10 protein-coding genes are annotated in these 17798 nt (G+C 61.8%); 4 read left to right on the forward strand and 6 right to left on the reverse strand.

All coding sequences use genetic code 11. The annotated features are described in order from the left end of the window. Nucleotides 1-44 precede the first annotated feature (44 nt). On the reverse strand, nt 45-3431 hold the full coding sequence (locus tag GMET_RS14125; protein WP_004513985.1) for an MMPL family transporter: 3387 nt from the start codon (nt 3429-3431) through the stop codon (nt 45-47). A gap of 232 nt (nt 3432-3663) precedes the next feature. Here GMET_RS14125 and shc point away from each other — a divergent pair, with 232 nt between their 5' ends. The 4 genes from shc (at nt 3664) to hpnH (ending at nt 9810) form a co-directional block, all read left to right on the forward strand. Next, a complete protein-coding gene (gene shc / locus GMET_RS14130; RefSeq protein ID WP_004513984.1) occupies nt 3664-5703 on the forward strand; it encodes a squalene--hopene cyclase in 2040 nt (679 codons plus the stop codon). A gap of 78 nt (nt 5704-5781) precedes the next feature. Continuing rightward, nucleotides 5782-6768, forward strand: a complete 987-nt coding sequence (hpnA, locus tag GMET_RS14135) for a hopanoid-associated sugar epimerase (RefSeq protein ID WP_004513983.1) — start codon at nt 5782-5784, stop codon at nt 6766-6768. Nucleotides 6769-6843: 75 nt separating this feature from the next. Beyond that, nucleotides 6844-8751, forward strand: coding sequence for a 1-deoxy-D-xylulose-5-phosphate synthase (gene dxs, locus GMET_RS14140; protein ID WP_004513982.1), 1908 nt, complete (start codon nt 6844-6846; stop codon nt 8749-8751). Between the two features lie 60 nt (nt 8752-8811). Beyond that, nucleotides 8812-9810: an adenosyl-hopene transferase HpnH gene (hpnH, locus tag GMET_RS14145; RefSeq protein WP_004513981.1), complete on the forward strand. Its 999-nt coding sequence runs from the start codon at nt 8812-8814 to the stop codon at nt 9808-9810. Between the two features lie 104 nt (nt 9811-9914). On the opposite strand, the gene GMET_RS14150 is transcribed toward hpnH, so the two are convergent. From GMET_RS14150 to GMET_RS14170, 5 genes are all read right to left on the reverse strand, one after another. Further along, nucleotides 9915-12971, reverse strand: a complete 3057-nt coding sequence (locus GMET_RS14150; RefSeq protein ID WP_004513980.1) for a response regulator — start codon at nt 12969-12971, stop codon at nt 9915-9917. Nucleotides 12972-13021: 50 nt separating this feature from the next. Beyond that, the gene (locus tag GMET_RS14155; RefSeq protein ID WP_238378939.1) at nt 13022-14689 is read right to left on the reverse strand and encodes a methyl-accepting chemotaxis protein; all 1668 of its coding nucleotides are present in this window, start codon (nt 14687-14689) and stop codon (nt 13022-13024) included. 80 nt (nt 14690-14769) lie between these two features. Then, entirely contained in the window at nt 14770-15333 is a 564-nt protein-coding gene (locus tag GMET_RS14160; protein ID WP_004513978.1) for a CheB methylesterase domain-containing protein, read from the reverse strand. A gap of 3 nt (nt 15334-15336) precedes the next feature. Further along, nucleotides 15337-15747, reverse strand: a complete 411-nt coding sequence (locus GMET_RS14165) for a response regulator transcription factor (RefSeq protein WP_004513977.1) — start codon at nt 15745-15747, stop codon at nt 15337-15339. 362 nt (nt 15748-16109) lie between these two features. Beyond that, nucleotides 16110-17762, reverse strand: coding sequence for a methyl-accepting chemotaxis protein (locus tag GMET_RS14170; protein ID WP_011366108.1), 1653 nt, complete (start codon nt 17760-17762; stop codon nt 16110-16112). Nucleotides 17763-17798: the final 36 nt, after the last annotated feature.

Genomic DNA, 17798 nt, shown 5'->3' on the forward strand with positions numbered 1-17798 from the left:
CTACGGGAGGAGCCGCGGACAAGCGTCAACGGGAAAGGACGGGCCTACGCGGGAACCCGCTCGGCGATCAGGAGATAGGGAGCCGCTCCGGACCGGTTCCCCTGGCGGCAGTGCCAGACGTTGAACCGGCCGGGGGGAAGGGCCGCTGCCCAATCCTCGACGGCGGCCCCCTCGTCGGCGCCACCGGGATGCCCCGTGTAGACCGCGACGGTTACGAGCCCCCCGGGGAGGAGGAGCGCCGCAGCCTGCTCCAGGCCGGCAATGGTGGTCTCGGGGGTGGTGACGGTCTCCCGGGGGGCACCGGGGAGAAATCCCAGATTGAAGACCACGGCCCGGACCGGACCGGTGACCACCTCGGCAAGGCGCTCGTGACCGCCGTGAACGAGCGCGACCCGATCACGGCAACCAGCCTCGGCGAGACGCTCTTCCGTGGCGGCCAGGGCCTTTGCCTGGACGTCGAAGGCCCACACCCGCCCTTGCGGCCCCACCAACTGCGCCAGGAAGAGGGTATCGTGGCCGTTGCCGCAGGTGGCGTCCACGGCCCGGTCACCCGGCCTCAGGCGTTCCTGGAGAAAGAAATGCGCCAACTGCACGGCGCCGGAAAGTCCCCGGGACCGGGGACCAGGGACCGGGGACCGGGCAAAGGCATCAACCCTGAAACCTTCGTCTCTTCCTGAATTATTTCCGTTCATCGTCGCCTCTGCAATCGGTTGGCTTCTAAACCTGGTCCCCGGTCCCCGGTCCCGGCCCTTGACCAGCGTCAAAACCGCCGGAAGCACCAGCACGAAGGCCGCCTGGCAGGCCACCATCCCGAGGCTCATGACCGCGCCGATGGAGAATACTCCCTGGTGGTGGGCCACCATGAGGGCGCCAAAGCTCGCCATGATGGTAAGGGTGTTGTAGACGACCCCCAGGCCGGTGCTGCCCGTGATGACCGAGGCGGCGTCGCCGTCCTCGCGGCGGAAACGGTTGATGATGTAGATGCCGGAGTCCACGGCGATGCCGAGGATGAGGGGCATGACGATGATGTTGGCGGAGTTGAAGCTGATCCCGAAAAGCCACATCCCCCCCACCATGAGAAGGATCCCCACCACGAGGGGAACGAGCCCCACGAGGGTGTAGGTGACGCTCCGGAAGGTGACGAAGAGGATCACCACGATGGCGGCAAAGGCGTAGACAAAGGCCCGCAGGTAAGCGTCGCGCATGATGGTCATGGACTCGTAGACCATGACCGGTTCGCCGTTGGCCCGGGGTGCCACGCTCCGCACCTGGTCCAGGAAGCGTTTCAGGGGCTCCCGCTCGAAAATCTCCTCCTTGGGGGCCACCTGGAGGAGGTATTTCCCGCTTTTCCCCACAAACAGTTTCCGAAGCTGGGGCGGGATATCCGCCTCGGTCACCGGGGTGACGGCGAGGCTGTCGGCAAACATCCCGATCTTCTCCGGGAAGGAAGCGAGCATTCCCCCCTGGAAGTCCCGCAGCATCCCGAGGGCGTTTTTGTCCTTCTCCTTTTCAAGGGTCGCAAAGAAACGGTCGAGGGTGGCCAGGAAGGCGCCGACCCGCTTTGCTTCGGGTTTCTGTTCCTTTTCCAGGTAAAGCTTCAACCGCTCCACGGAGTTTCTGAAGTTCTCGAAGACCGTGGGGAGCTCCATGACCCGCAGGTCCTCCTCGTAGGGGGCGGGCTTCACGTCGGCCAGCTCGCGCCGCAGGGCAGCCAGCTCTGCAATCTTCGCCTCCTGGTCATCGGGGACAAAGGTGGCGAGGCTTACCACATGGTCAACGGCGGGGAGCGCTTCGAGGCGCCGGGTCAGCTCACGGGCCTCCGGGGCGGACGAGGCCACGACCTCGGCGAAGTAGCCCGAATTCTCCTTGCTCCGCATCAGCTTGTAGGCATACTCCACCGGCTCCAGCCCCTTGGCCTGGAGGTTCATGAGGTTGTAGTCGAACCGTGTCTGGACCAGGGGATAGATGGACGCGGCGCAAAGGATGAGGGTAATCCCGATGACCGTCTTCGGGTGGCCGAAGAGGAACCGCTCCAGGGCCTTCATCCGGGAAGAGCGGGCAAGAATGGTTGCGGCCCGGGCCTCCCGCTCCTCCTCCTTGCGCTTGCGGTACGGCGCCAGAAGTACCAGGACCGCCGGCAGGACCGTAAAGGTGGCCAGGACGCAGACGCAGACCCCCAGCGCTGCGATGATACCCAGCTCTGAGATTCCCTTGAAATCAGTGAAGACGAAGGTGAAAAAGGCCGCGGCAATGGTGGAGGCGGCCATGACGATGGCCCAAATGTTGCGGTTGAGCCCCGTACTGATGGCCTCCAATTCGCCTTCCCCGAGCCCCAGTTCCTCCTGGTAGCGGAGCACCACCTGGATGCCGTACTCGATGCCGATGCCGATCAGCATGATGGCAAAGACCATGGAGAGGATGTTCAGGTGCCCCACCACCAGGGTCGCCAGGCCGAATGAGACACAGAGCGCCACGATGAGGGTCACCATGGCCGCCATGACGTTCAGGAACCCACGGAATGCCAGGAGGAGAAGCACCACCGTGAGGGCCAGGGAGAGGACGGTGGCGATGGTGATGTCCCGCTCGCTGGTGGCCATCTCCTCGTATTCGAGGACCGGGGTCCCGGTGAGCCCCACGGTCACCCCGGCAAACTCGGGGAGCGCCCTGAGGGCTTTGACCTCCTTGCGCACCGCGCCGATGGCCTCCACGGCCGGGACAAAGCTCCCGGGGTCCTTCACCGGCCGAACCGTCAGGATCTGCATCCGGCCGGCCCGGGCCAGGGCCGAATCCCCCCCGAGGAATACCTCCTCCAGGGAGAATGAGCCCTTCTTTCCCCCGCCGAAGGCGTCAATGCCGGTGCCGAGCTTGTCGAGCATGAAGGTGATGCCGGCCAGCTCAGCCTCCCCCCCCTTCCCGCCACCGGCCACGTAGGCATCCATCCGGCCGGTCAGGTGGGTAAAGAGGGTCTGGACGGTGGGCGATGTTGCCAGCTCCTTGAGAACCGGCTTTGCCATGGTAAAGTTCTTCCGGAGGTTTCGGATATCCTCCAGAGGCATGAGGAGGAGGCCGTGCTCCTTGAAAAACGGCATCCCCCCGGGGAAAAAGACCTCACGGAACCGGGTCCGGTCCGCGGCCAGCTTCTCCTGGAGCCGTTCGCCGAAACGGGAGGCCGCGGCTGCGTCAGCGCTCTCGATGACGACCGCGATCTCTTCCCGGTCGCCGAACTCGGCCCGAATGGCTCGATAGTCCTGCTGAAAGGGGGCGTTCTTCGGCATCAGGTCGTCCCGGCCCGTGAGGAACTCCATCCGCTCCTTCGTGTAGATCACCGAGAGGACTGAAAGGAGGAGAGCAACCGCGAGAATCAGCCGCGGGTGGCGGGCAACGAACCCGAAAAGCCCGGTAAAGCGTTTCGTACCACTGTTCTTTTCCATATCGAATCGCATCCTTCATCTGTCGGTATCGGGCAAAACTCGCGAAGCGTACCATACCCCACCGGCAAAGACAATCTCCCCGCCCGAGCCGTCCCTTGTGCCCCATCGGCACGGGCAACACGGGAAAACTATGTTTTTTTTGTTAATTCTGTGCTAGAAGTACATGCTTATTTTTTCTCACTCATCCCGGCATCGGGAGAGAGTGTTCTGAGAATCAAGGAGCAGCATTTCGATGAAGATTTCCAAGCATCCCATTTCACACGCACTCACCTCCTTCAACGAAACAGCGAAAGAGACAAAAGAGGAGCCGCAGAAGAAACGGGGGGGCAAGGTCCACCACCTCCCCGCCTCCATCTGGAAAAAGCGGGACGTGGAAACCACGAGCCCCCTCGACCAGGCCATCAAACGGAGCCAGGAGTTCTTTTTGCGGGAGCAACTCCCCGCCGGGTACTGGTGGGCGGAGCTGGAGTCCAACGTCACCATCACCGCCGAGTACGTCATCCTCTTCCACTTCATGGGGCTGGTGAACCGGGACAAAGATCGGAAGATGGCTACCTATCTCCTCTCCAAGCAGACCGAGGAGGGGTGCTGGTGCATCTGGCACGGAGGGCCGGGCGACCTCTCCACCACCATCGAAGCATACTTCGCCCTGAAGCTGGCCGGCTACCCCGCCGACCATCCGGCCATGCAGAAGGCCCGCACGTTCATTCTCGGGAAAGGGGGCATCCTCAAGGCACGGGTCTTCACCAAGATCTTCCTGGCCCTCTTCGGCGAATTCTCCTGGCTGGGGGTCCCCTCCATGCCCATCGAGATGATGCTCCTTCCCAACGGCTTCACCTTCAACCTCTATGAGTTCTCCAGCTGGTCCCGGGCGACCATTATTCCGCTCTCCATCGTCATGGCCGAGCGGCCGGTGCGCAAGCTCCCCCCCTGGGCGAGGGTGCAGGAACTCTACGTGCGGCCGCCGCGCCCCATGGACTACACCTTCACCAAGGAAGACGGGATCCTTACCTGGAAGAACATCTTCATCGGCATCGACCATATCCTCAAGGTCTATGAGGCGAGCCCCATCCGCCCCGGCATGAAGAAGGCCATGGCCATTGCCGAACAGTGGGTGCTGGACCACCAGGAGCCCACCGGCGACTGGGGCGGCATCCAGCCGGCCATGCTCAACTCGGTTCTGGCCCTCCATTGCCTCGGCTACGCTAACGACCACCCGGCCGTTGCCAAGGGGCTTCAGGCCCTGGCCAACTTCTGCATCGAGAGCGACGACGAGATCGTCCTCCAATCCTGCATCTCGCCGGTATGGGACACGGCCCTGGCCCTCATGGCCATGGTCGACTCCGAAGTTCCCACCGATCACCCGGCCCTGGTGAAAGCCGCCCAGTGGCTCCTGGACCGGGAAGTCCGCAAGGTTGGCGACTGGAAAATCAAGGCCCCCAACCTGGAGCCGGGGGGATGGGCCTTCGAGTTCCAGAACGACTGGTACCCGGACGTGGACGACTCGGGGATCGTCATGATGGCCATCAAGGATGTGAAGGTGAAGGACTCGAAGGCCAAGGCGGAGGCGATCCAGCGCGGCATTGCCTGGTGCATCGGCATGCAGAGCAAGAACGGCGGCTGGGGAGCCTTCGACAAGGACAACACCAAGCATATCCTCAACAAGATTCCCTTCGCCGACCTGGAGGCCCTCATCGACCCCCCCACGGCGGATCTTACCGGCCGGATGCTGGAGTTGATGGGAACCTTCGGCTACCCCAAGGACCACCCGGCCGCGGTGCGGGCGCTCCAGTTCGTCAAGGAGAACCAGGAACCGGACGGCCCCTGGTGGGGACGCTGGGGGGTCAACTACATCTACGGCACCTGGTCGGTGCTCTGCGGCCTCAAGGCCTATGGCGAAGACATGGGACAGCCTTACGTCCGCAAGGCCGTTGAATGGCTCGCCGCCCACCAGAACCCCGACGGCGGCTGGGGTGAGTGCTGCGAATCCTACTGCGATCAGAAGCTGGCCGGCACCGGCCCAAGCACCGCCTCCCAGACGGGATGGGCACTCCTCTCCATGCTCGCCGCAGGCGACGTGGACCACCCGGCCGTGGCCCGGGGGATCCGGTACCTGATCGAGACCCAGCAACCCGATGGGACCTGGGACGAGGACCAGTTCACCGGAACCGGCTTCCCAAAATACTTCATGATCAAGTATCATATCTACCGGAACTGCTTTCCGCTCATGGCCATGGGACGCTACCGGGCGCTGAAGGGCCACAAGGGATAACCAGCCAGTCGCAGAAACGGGCACCTGCGTAGGGGCGGTTCAAGAACCGCCCCTACATCAGTTTTGATAGAAGGAACCATGAAGGTTTTCGTTACCGGCGCAACCGGCTTCATAGGCGCTAGCATAGCAAGGGAACTGCTGAAGGACGGCTGCCATGTCAGGGTTCTGGCCCGGCCCGGCTCCGACAGGCGCAATCTCGATGGCCTCGATGTGGAAGTGTGCGAGGGGGACCTCTGTTCCCCGGAATCCCTGGACCGGGGGGTCAAGGGGTGCGAGGTCCTCTACCACGCCGCGGCCGACTACCGCCTCTGGACCCGCAACCCCGCCGCCATGTACGCCGCCAACGTGGAGGGAACCCGCCACGTCCTGGACGCGGCCCTGCGGCACGGGGTATCCCGGGTCGTCTACACGAGCAGCGTCGGGACCCTGGGAAATCCCGGCGACGGCACCCCCGGCACGGAAGCCACCCCCGTCACCTTCGCCGACATGGTGGGGGACTACAAGAAAAGCAAATTTCTGGCGGAACGGGAGGCTGAGACGTTCCTGGCCCGGGGACTCCCCCTGGTCATCGTGAATCCCTCGACCCCGGTGGGCCCCCACGACGTGAAACCGACTCCCACCGGAAAGATCATCGTCGATTTCCTCAACCGCGCCATGCCCGCCTACCTGGACACGGGGCTCAACATCATCGACGTTGAGGACTGCGCCCAGGGACACATCCTGGCGGCTCAGCACGGCAGAATCGGCGAGAAGTACATCCTCGGCCACGAGAATCTGACGTTGCGGCAGATATTCTCTCTCCTCGAAACGGTTACGGGACTCGCAGCGCCGAAGGTGCGCCTCCCCTACTTACCTATCCTCGCAGCCGCCTACGCAAACGAGGCCCTGTCGCGGATCACCGGCAGGGAGCCCCTCATCCCGCTGGCAGGGGTGCAGATGGCCAGAAAATTCATGTATTTCGATTCGTCCAAGGCGGTGAAGGAACTGGGGCTTCCCCAGCGCCCGGCCGTCGAAGCCCTGGGGCGTGCGGTGGAATGGTTCCGCGCCAACGGATATGTACGGTAAATATGGAGGGGCGCAATTCATTGCTCCCCGGGCGTGGTGAATCACGCCCCTACGCAACCGATGAAGGAGAGCGTCATGTACAAGCTGCTCGACACCATAACCGGCCCGGCCGATCTCAAGAATATTCCCCGGGAGGAGCTCCCGGGGCTGGCAGATGAAATCCGCCGGTTTCTCATCGAGACAGTGTCGCAAACGGGCGGCCATCTGGCCTCGAACCTGGGGGCAGTGGAGCTCTCCGTCGCCCTCCACTACTGCTTCGACTCCCCGGCCGACAAGCTCATCTGGGACGTGGGGCACCAGGCCTACACCCACAAGATCCTCACGGGTCGGCGCGAAAGCTTCCACACCCAGCGCCAGTACAAGGGGATCAGCGGCTTCCCCAAGCGGAGCGAGTCACCCCACGACGCCTTCGGGGCCGGCCACTCCTCCACCTCCATCTCGGCGGGGCTCGGCATGGCCGCGGCACAGGATCTGAAGGGGAGCGGCAGCCGGGCCATCGCGGTGATCGGCGACGGCTCCCTCACCGGCGGCATGGCCTATGAGGCCCTCAACCAGGCGGGGCACCTGAAGAAAAACCTGATCGTGGTCCTGAACGACAACGAGATGTCCATCTCCCAAAACGTGGGGGCCTTCTCCTCGTTCGTCTCCCGCAAGATGACCGGCAGCGACTTCCGCAAGCTGAAGAAGGAGATGCAGGGCCTTCTGGAGAACATCCCGGCCATCGGGAAGGACATCCTCCACTTCGCCCGCCGGGCCGAAAACTCCCTCAAGGGGTTCCTCACCCCGGGGATGCTCTTCGAGGCCCTGGGCTTCGACTACATCGGCCCGATTCCTGGACACGACCTGCCGCAGCTCCTGGAGGTCTTCGAGAACGTGAAGGGGCTCGAAGGGCCGGTGCTCGTCCACGTCATGACCACCAAGGGGAAGGGGTACCAGCCGGCCGAGGAGAACCCGGCCGCCTTCCACGGGGTCGGCCCCTTCGACGTGGCCACGGGCAAGACCACCGGCGGCAAGCCGGGGGCGGCATCCTACACCGGGGTCTTCGGCGCGACCCTCGTGAAGCTGGCCGAGGAGGACGAGAAGATCATCGCCATCACTGCGGCCATGCCCGACGGCACCGGCCTCACCCCCTTCGCGAAACGGTTCCCGGAACGCTTCTTCGACGTGGGAATTGCCGAGCAGCACGCCCTCACCTTTGCGGCGGGCCTCGCCGCCGACGGGTTTCGGCCCGTGACGGCCATCTACTCCACCTTCCTCCAGCGGGCCTACGACCAGGTATTCCATGATGTCTGCCTCCAGAAACTGCCGGTGACCATGGCCCTGGACCGGGGGGGGCTCGTGGGTGACGACGGCCCCACCCACCACGGCACCTTCGACCTCTCGTACCTGCGGCACCTGCCGGAGATGACCCTCATGGCCCCCAAGGACGAGAACGAGCTCCAGCACATGCTGAAGACCGCCATCTACGCCGGCCGCCCCGTGGCGCTCCGCTACCCCCGTGGTGCCGGGTATGGACTTCCCCTTGACCAGACTATCCAGTCCCTGGAGATCGGCCGGGGCGAGCTTCTGACTGAAGGGGACGATGTCGCCATCGTGGCCATCGGTTCCACGGTCTATCCGGCCCAGGAGGCAGCGAAGCTCCTGGAAGCTAGGGGGATCCGGGCAACGGTGGTCAACGCCCGCTTCGTGAAACCCCTTGACCGGGAGCTCATCCTCGGCGCGGCACGGCGGACCGGGTGCATCGTCACCGTGGAGGAGAACGCCCTCCAGGGAGGCTTCGGGAGCGCCGTCCTGGAGTTGCTGGCGGACGAAGGGATGACCGATGTGCGGGCCAAGCGGATCGGTATCCCCGACCGCTTCATCGAGCAGGGGCCCCAACCCCAGCTTCGCAAGGATCTGGGCCTGGACGGCGCCGGCATCGCCGCCACCGTCGAGGCATTTCTGACTGCAAAAGGACAAGCGGCGCTGTCGCTGGTGAAATAACCATTCGAAGGGGCGGACACGCGCCCCCACACAAGCATCAATGAAAGGAAGTACCGTTTAATGCGTTTTCCCCTGAAATTGAACGCTGACCTCACGAAGTACATCATTTCCAACAAGGTGAAGAAGATCGAGAAGTTCCCCCTGGTCCTCATGCTCGAACCGACCCACCTCTGCAACCTGGCCTGCTCCGGCTGCGGCCGCATCCGGGAATACGCCGACACCATCCAGCAGATGATGAGCCTGGAGGAGTGCCTCCGCTCGGTGGACGAATGCCCGGCGCCGGTAGTCACCATCACCGGCGGCGAGCCGTTCCTCTACAGCCACATCTACGAGCTGATCCCGGCAGTCCTCAACCGCGGCAAGCACGTCTACCTCTGCACCAACGGCCTGCTGCTGGAAAAGGCCCTGGAGAACATCAAGGTTCACCCCAACTTCTATCTCAACGTCCACATGGACGGCCTCGAAGAGACCCACGACCGGATCCTTGAACGGAAGGGAACCTTCAAGATCGCCATCGAGGGGATCAAAAAGGCCAAGGCCATGGGGTTCCGGGTCTGCACCAACACCACCATCTTCAAGGACACGGACCTGGTGGAGATCGAGATGCTCTTCTCCCTTCTGACCGACCTGGGGGTGGACGGCATCCTGGTGGCGCCGGGGTTCGATTACGAAGCTGTGGGGGAGAACCTCTTCCTGCAGCGGCGGGAAATCGAGAAAAAATTCGAGGAAGTCTACCGGATGAGCAAGCGGTTCCGCTTCTGGTCAACCCCCATGTATCTCCGCTTCCTCAAGGGGGAAAAGAAGCTCGACTGCACCCCGTGGGGAAACCCGACCCGCAACCCCCTCGGCTGGAAGGCCCCCTGTTACCTCATCACCGACACCCACTACCCCACCTTCCGGGAGATGATGGAGAAGACCGATTGGGACAAGTACGGCGTGGGGAAAGACCCCCGCTGCGCCCAGTGCATGATGCACTGCGGCTTCGAACCCACGGTGGTTTCCGAGATCGGGAAGAGCTGGAAGGATATTCTTGAGATGGCCATCTGGAACATGAGTTGACCGTCTCTGCGCCGGCAATGAAAAAAACCCGCTTACCATTGAGGTCAGCGGGTTTTTCATTTGGTGCATGGGCAACCATTAAATCTGCAAAATGGTTGTAACAATCATGTCCCCCCTGCCCGCCCGAACGTCACATCCGCCCTACCTGCACCCGTGTTGAGCGCCTGGCTGACCTTCCGCAACAGCTGCTCGCTGGTGAAAGGCTTCGGAAGGAAATTGCCCCCTTCTTCCAGCCTGCAGTTGTGGATTTTTACCTCGTTGGTGTAGCCGGAAATAAAGACCACGGGCAGATCGAGCCGAAGCTCCTGCAGCCGCTCAAAAAGCTCAGGGCCGTTCATCCCCGGCATTATGACATCGGATAGCATCAGATCGAAGGCGTAGGGTGCAGCCTGCGCAATCTCGTATGCCTCGTCGGGATTCGGGGCAGCCAGCACTCCGTAGCCCGCGTATTTCAGCATCTGAACGATCATCTCCCTGACCATCCTGTTGTCCTCAACCACAAGAACGGTGCTGCTGTTTCCTGAATGTTCCGGCTGGCTGCCAGTGCTCTTTGACTCCGGGGCACTGGTTGATGCCGTATGGGCCTTTGCCGGCAGGTAGATGGTAAACGTGGTCCCTTTCCCCACGCGGCTTTCCACGGCAACATATCCATCATGCTGTTTCACGGTGCCGAAGACCGTTGCCAGCCCCAGTCCCGTTCCGTGGCCAACCTGTTTGGTGGTGAAAAACGGCTCAAAGATGTGGGACAGGGTTTCGTCATCCATGCCATGACCGTTGTCGGTAAAGGCGAGCAGGATGTGGGGCCCTGGCTGCATGCCGGGATGGAGCCTGGCGTATTCGTCGTCCAGGAGAACGTGACCGGTGTTGATGGTGATGGTGCCGTTCCCTTTGATGGCGTCCTGGGCGTTCACCGCCAGATTGAGAAGCATCTGCTCGATCTGCCCCCGGTCGGCCATGACAGGGGCAGTGCCTGGGGCCAGATTCATGCGGATGGTGATGTTCTCCCGAATCGTGCACCGCAGGATGTCATGGAAGGATTGGATTGCCTCGTTCAGGTCGAGGGGCTGCATGTTGAGTCTCTGCCGGCGACCAAAGGAGAGCAGTTTCTGGGTCAGGCCCTTGGCCTTGTGGGCGGTCTTGAGAATGCTTTCCGCCATTTGAGCCTCTGGCGTTTCTTGCGGAAGCCCCCTTTTGATCATGTCCGCATAGCAGAAAATAGGGGTCAGCAGATTGTTGAAGTCGTGGGCGATTCCGCCCGCAAGCTGGCCAATGGCTTCGATCCTCTGAATGTGGCGAAGCTGTCCCTCCAGGTGTTCGCGCTGTTCCTCCTGGCGGATCCGGCCGATGGCAATGCTTGCCAGGTGCGCAGCCGACTCCAGCAGGGCACGTTCTCTATCATCCGGAGAGTGTTGCTCCCGGTGATAGACCGCGAAGGCCCCGAGCAGTTCGCCATCCGAGGAAAGAACCGGTTGGGACCAGCATGCCCTCAGCCCCGCTTCCCGTGCAGGCTGGAACCCCTTCCAGTAGGGGTGGCACGTGATGTCATCGACGATTACCGGTTGCCTCAGGTGGGCCGCCGTGCCCGACGATCCCATCCCCCGCGCGATGCGCAGCCCGTGCACTGCCTGGTTGTACTCTTCCGGCAGACTGGGGGCGGCACCATGGAGAAGGCGCTTGCCGGCCTCATCGGCAAGGAGCAGGGATCCGATGGCACCGGGAATCTGCTGTTCCACAAAGTAGACGATCTGGTCGAGCAGTGTCGCGAGGGGAGCCCCGGTCGCCAGTTTCTCCAGTATCATCAGGCGGGCCTGTTCACGCATTTCGGACCGTTTCCGTTCCCGTACATCCCGCGCAATACAGAGGATGAACGCTCCCCCGTCGCTCTCCATCGGGTGAGCGTGGACCTCGATGGGTACCGAGGAACCATCCTTGGCCAGGAGCGCTGCATCGAACATGGCTTCGCCATCCCTCATGGCCAGCATCAGGTTGGTTTTCGTATGGTCAACGCTCTCCGGAGGCTCCAGGTCATGGAGCATCATATCCGTCAACTCGTCATGACTGAATCCGCTCATGCGGCAGAGTGCCTGATTGAAGTGCACCAGGCGCCCTTCATGATCGATCTGCAGGATGGCGTCATTGGCGGCGTCAATCTGGGCCGCCTTGATCCGCAATCTCTCCTGGTGGCTGCGCAGGCCGGTCTGTGCGATATTCAGCCGGTCAAGGTGGAGGAACATGAGGCGTGTCAGGCTGACGATGACCAGGCAGAGACCGAGCGTTACAGCCCCCTGAAGGAGTGCCTTTCGGGTCCAGGGCTCAAGGACGTCGTCGCGATCGAGAGACACCACCGCCACTGCGGGAAAACGGGAAAGACATTTGTAGGAAATTATTCGCGGAGTTTTGTCGACGATACTGGACCTGGCGTGAAACGTACCAGAAGGCGACGCGGGCAGCCAGATGCGGAACAGTTCCGAGTTCCGCATATTCGATCCGTAGATATTGTGCACATAGGGTTCAAATACCAGCGGGGTGCCGTCGGTGCGGAATACGGCAATCCTTCCATGGGGGCCGAGACTTGAGGCGGTGAAGAATTTCTTGAAATAGTCGACCTCAAAGGCGACCGCCAGAAGTCCGTCGAATGCCGTACCGGGGGGGGTGAGGGGCCGTATGAGGTTGAAGCGCCATCGTTTTACCAACCGGCTCATGACCGGTTTGCTCAGGTACAGATCCGCTCCGGGATTTTCGAGGTAATGGCGGAAGTACTCACGGTCGGAAACGTCGATCTGCCGGGGTGGATACCCCTGGGAGTTGTTGAACATAATGCCGTTCTTGCCGGTGATGAACAGGGCACCGATCTGCGGCGAATCCCCTCCCTGCCGCCGCAGAAGCTCGTAGAGTTCCGCCTGCGGAATCCGCTCGGCCCCCCCCGCCATTCTGATATCATGAATCAGATCATTGATTACCCGGTCGGTCTCGGCAAAGGCGCTTTCCGTATGCTCGCTGAGGGCCTGCGCGTATCCGGACGCAGTCTTTTCCGCCTCACTGAGGATGTCCCGATATTCAGTCGTGCTGCTCCACACTGAAAAGGAGATAACGGCAGCCAGCACAATGCCGACAAAGATGCTGAGCCGCCGTTTGAATTCCTCAATGTTAAGCTCCGGCATACAGTGCTGTGCCCCCGAGTGGTTCCGTCAAGACATCCATCCGGAGCCGGTTACATCCTGAACTGGGCCACGATCCGCTTCAGCTCGTCTGCCATGCCGGCCAGCTGGCTTGCGGCATTGGCCGTATTCTGTGAGCTGCCCGAGGCATCGGATATCACTGCGGTTATCTCGTACATGCTCTTGCTGATCTCATTGGTGGTGGCGCTCTGCTGCTCGGCGGCAGTTGCTATCTGGTTGATCTGGCTCGTGAGCTCCGCCACCTGGGCCAGAATTTCCTCGAGGGCCTCTCCTGACCGGCCCGCTTCCGCAGTCCCCTTTTCCACCTCTTGCACCCCTTCCTCCATGGCGGCCACGGCGAATTTGGTCTCCTGCTGGATGCTCTTGATCATCTCGCAGATTTCGCGGGTGGCCTTGGTGGTGCGCTCCGCAAGGGCCCTCACCTCATCGGCCACCACGGCGAAGCCGCGCCCCTGTTCACCGGCCCGTGCCGCCTCGATGGCCGCATTCAGGGCCAGGAGGTTGGTCTGGTCGGCGATGTCCTCGATGGTCCCCACGATATTGCCGATCTGTTCGGACCTGACACCCAGGGATTCGACGGTTTTTGCCGACTCCTGGACCTTGTGGGCAATGCGCTGGATGCTGCTGACCGCGTGGCTCACCACCAGGGATCCGTCCTGGGCTGTCTGGGTTGCACGGTTGGCTATCTCGACGGTCCGGATGCAGTTGTGGGCTATCTCGGAAGAGGTGGCTGCCATCTCCTCGCACGATATAGCCACCGATGTGGACTGGGTCGAAGCACGCTCCGTCCCGCTGGCGATATGACCCGCGGTCTCGTTGAGGTGGTCCGCCGATGAGGCCACATCCACGGCGTTCTGATTGATCCGCTGGACGATCTCCTTCATGTTGTCGAGGAAACGGTTGAAAGAGCGGGCCAGCGAGCCGGTTTCATCTTCCCGCTCCACGGCGAGGCGCCGGGTGAGGTCTCCGCCACCCTTGGACATATCATCCAGGTTCGTGTCGACGTAGCCGAGGGTCCGGGTGACCCCTCGGCTCACAAAATAGGCGAGGAGGAGGCTTATGAGGGCCATGAGGCCATTCAGGGCCAGGAACATCCACCGGACCTTGCTGATGTCCTTTTCCACGTCGTCGATGTAAATGCCACTTCCGACCACCCATCCCCACGGCTCGAACTTCTTGACATAGGACAGTTTGGGGTAGAGTTCGGAGGTTGTGCCCCCACCCTCCTTGGGCTTGTTCCATTCGTAGTTTACGAAGCCGTGCCCCGCCTTCTGAACCACCTCCGCAAAGGCAACAAAGAGGTTCTTGCCGTCGAGGGGTATCTCCTTCCCGTCCGTTCCCTCGATCATGCCGGTCGCCTTGTTGAACTTGGGGTCATTCAGCACCTTGCCATCGAGTGCCGAGAGGGTTGGATGCATGATCATTTTGGGGGGATTTCCCAGGTCATTGATCCAGAGGTATTCCTTTTTCTCATAGCGCATCTTCGAGAGGATATTCGCAGCCTTGAGCTGGGCCTCTGCGAGGGGCTCCTTGCCGCTCTTGACCAGCTCGTTCTCCACTTCGAGGACTGCCATGGCCGTTTCCACCACATGCCGCGTTGCGTCCCGCTTCTCTGTGGTGATCTTCGTCTCGAGTTTCGGCAGGAGAAAGGAGAAGAGCCCTCCCAGCATCAGTATGACGCTGAGGACTGTTATGAACATGATTTTGTTCCGGATCTTCCAATTCTTGTACCTGGTTACTCTCATGTGCCTTTCCCCCTTTGGGATGCGGTTGGATGGATTTATTTAAAGAGCTCGGCAAGTTTGTCGGCAATTCGTTCGGCGGAAAGGACAAAGTCGATCATCCCCGTGGCCTCGGCAGCCTTGGGCATGCCATAGATGACGCTCGTCGCCCTGTCCTGGGCAATGGTCACTGCTCCGCATCGTTTCATGTGGGCGATGCCGTCGGCACCGTCATGGCCCATCCCGGTCAGGATGACGCCGGCCATCCGGGCGCCGGGTTTCGGAATGACGCTCTCCATGGTGACGTCAATGGACGGGCAGACGGAGTTGACCTTCTCGCCGGCTGCAAGGCGTATGGTCTGATTGGCGACAAGGTGCAGGTGAAGCGCTCCCGGCGCCAGGTAGACGGTGCCATGGCGTATGGCATCGCCATCCCGTGCCAGCGCAACGGGCATGGCGGAGACCCTCTGCAGGGAAGTGACAAAGGACCGGTCGACGAGCGGGACGATGTGCTGAACGATCACGACACCGGCATTGAGGACCGGAAGATGGGGAAACAGCGACTCAAACACCTTGAGTCCTCCCGTCGATGCCCCTATGACCGCCAGGTTGGGCAATGGCATGGCTCAGTTCCCGCCTCGCATCTGCTCCAGGCAACCAAGGTACGTGCGTACCGTTGCAACCATCTCGGAAGGGTCGAAAGGCTTCGTGATGTAGTCGAACACCAGTTCCTGCAACCCTTCCATCTGTTCATCGGGCTCGTCGACCGAGGTCAGCATGGAGATGATATTGCCGGCCACAAGGGATTCGTCCGCCATGGCGCGGATGGTTTGCCAGCCGTTTCTGCGGGGCATCATGACGTCCATGAGAATGATTCCCCTGAACCCTTTCCGCAAAAGGTCCAGGCATTCGTCCCCGTTCTCCGCGGCTACCGCGGCGATTCCCTCACACGCGAGGAGTTTAACCACCGCATCCCGGATGAAAGGTTCGTCGTCCACGATCACGACCTGTGCCGTATCCTGAGGGTCTGTTGCCACATATGCCTCCTGCCTGAAGCGTGAACCGGTACCTGCGTGAACCCTCTTCGCCGCTTTCGGAAAGCCTGGTCAGCGGCCAGTTCCCGTGACCGGCGAAACGCGTGATCGAGGCGATCGGCGTTCATCCTGGAACTCAGTTTGCTTTACGATGAAACGCCGTTTTCTTGCTTATCGTCAGGAGCGGGAGAAACTTTAGCGGAATTGTCAAGAGAGGCTGGCGGGGCACCGAAACCCAACATCTCCTGCAATGGTTTGTGAAGGGGATACTTTGAAGGAAGGGTTGACTTCCTTGTGCGGTGAATATGAAAAAAGGGCGACCGTATCAGCGGTCGCCCCTCCTTTGTTTCGTGTCCGAACGACTGTTACGCCACCTTGAACCGCCCCACCAGATTATTGAGCTCGTCAGCCAACTCGGCAACCCGCGACGCAGCCTGGGCTGATTCCTGGATACCCTTGGCGGTTTCCTGGACCACCTCGGAGACCTGCTGGACGTTGCCGCTGATCTCGCCGGTGGTGGCGGTCTGCTGCTCGGCGGCGGTGGCTATCTGGCTCACCTGCATGGCCAGCTCGTTGATCTGGTTCATGATCTCCTGAAGGGCCGCGCCGGACTGTTGGGCATCGGCAGTCCCAGCCTCCACCTCATGGACCCCCTCCTCCATGGCGGCAACCGCCCCCCGCGTCTCCTGCTGAATCGCCTTGATCATCTCGCCGATCTCCCGGGTCGCTTTCGTGGTCCGCTCGGCCAGGGCCCGGACCTCATCGGCCACCACGGCAAAGCCGCGCCCCTGCTCGCCGGCCCGGGCCGCCTCGATGGCGGCGTTCAGGGCCAGGAGGTTCGTCTGGTCGGCAATATCCTGAATGGTGCCGATGATTTCACCGATCTGCTCGGAGCGGGACCCGAGACTCTCGACAGTCTTGGCGGAACTCCGCACCCGGTCGGCGATCCGCGCCATGCCGTTCACGGTCCGCTGGACCACCGTGGCTCCGCCGGTGGCCGACTCCGTGGCCCGTTGGGCAGCTTCGGCAGCCATCTGGCAGTTCTGGGCGATCTCCGCGGCGGTGGCCGCCATCTCCTCGCCGGCAGTGGCGACGGTTCCGGTCTGGGCCGCCACCTCCTCGACGCCGGTGGCCATCTGCTCGGCGCTGCTGTGGACCTGGGTTGCGGCCGTTGCCACCTGTTCCGCGTTCCCCCGGATGCCGGCGATGACCCGGGCAAAGGAATCGGCGGTCTCGTTGAACGAACCTCCGATGGCCCCCAGTTCGTCGTTGGAGAGCCCGGTAGCGCGCCGGCTCAGGTCTCCCGCGGAGACCGCAGCGGCAACGGATGCCAGCTCATCGGAACTGCGGCGCAGGGAACGGATGATGAAGAGGCTCAATACCACCCCAATGGCGATAGATGCAACAAGCCCGACAATCATGATAAGCCGGTCGGTGCGATAGGTCTTGTCATCCCGCTCGAAGTCCTCCTTTGCCGCGGCAAATTCCGACTTGATCATTTTTTCCAGCGCTTCATTGGCCGGCTTGAAGAGGGGGTTCACTTTCTTGAGAGTCAGTTCCACGGCGTCTTTGTATTTCCCGGTCAGCACCGCCTCGCGCACGGGGATGAGCCCCTCCTGCACAAAGGCCTCCCTCGCCGTCTCGAACTCCGCGGCGAGTTTCTTGTCTTCTTCGGTTTTGGGGAGTTTCTCATACTCCGCCAGGAGTGCCGTGATCTCCTCGATATTCTTGCCGACGATGTCGGTGTGCATGGTGAGCGGATGGTCGTGGAGGGCGCTGAATTCACTCTTGGAATCATGCTGGAGGGAGAGAAGGAGCTGGATGCGGTTGTCGCGCATGAGAGCCGCGATCCTGCTGAGGACCTGCACGCTCTTCATGTTCTCGCCATGGAGCGCGTGGCTGGTTTCATTGGCAGCCTTCATCCCCGACAGCCCCAGCATGCCGAAGACGATAAGCATGGCCGAAAAAAACGCGACGATGAAAACGATTCGGGCCTTGATGGTAAGTTTGAACGACATATTCTTTTCCTCCCCTGAATTCGGGTCCCCGCTCCG

Source organism: Geobacter metallireducens GS-15 (assembly GCF_000012925.1).
GTDB classification, from domain to species: domain Bacteria; phylum Desulfobacterota; class Desulfuromonadia; order Geobacterales; family Geobacteraceae; genus Geobacter; species Geobacter metallireducens.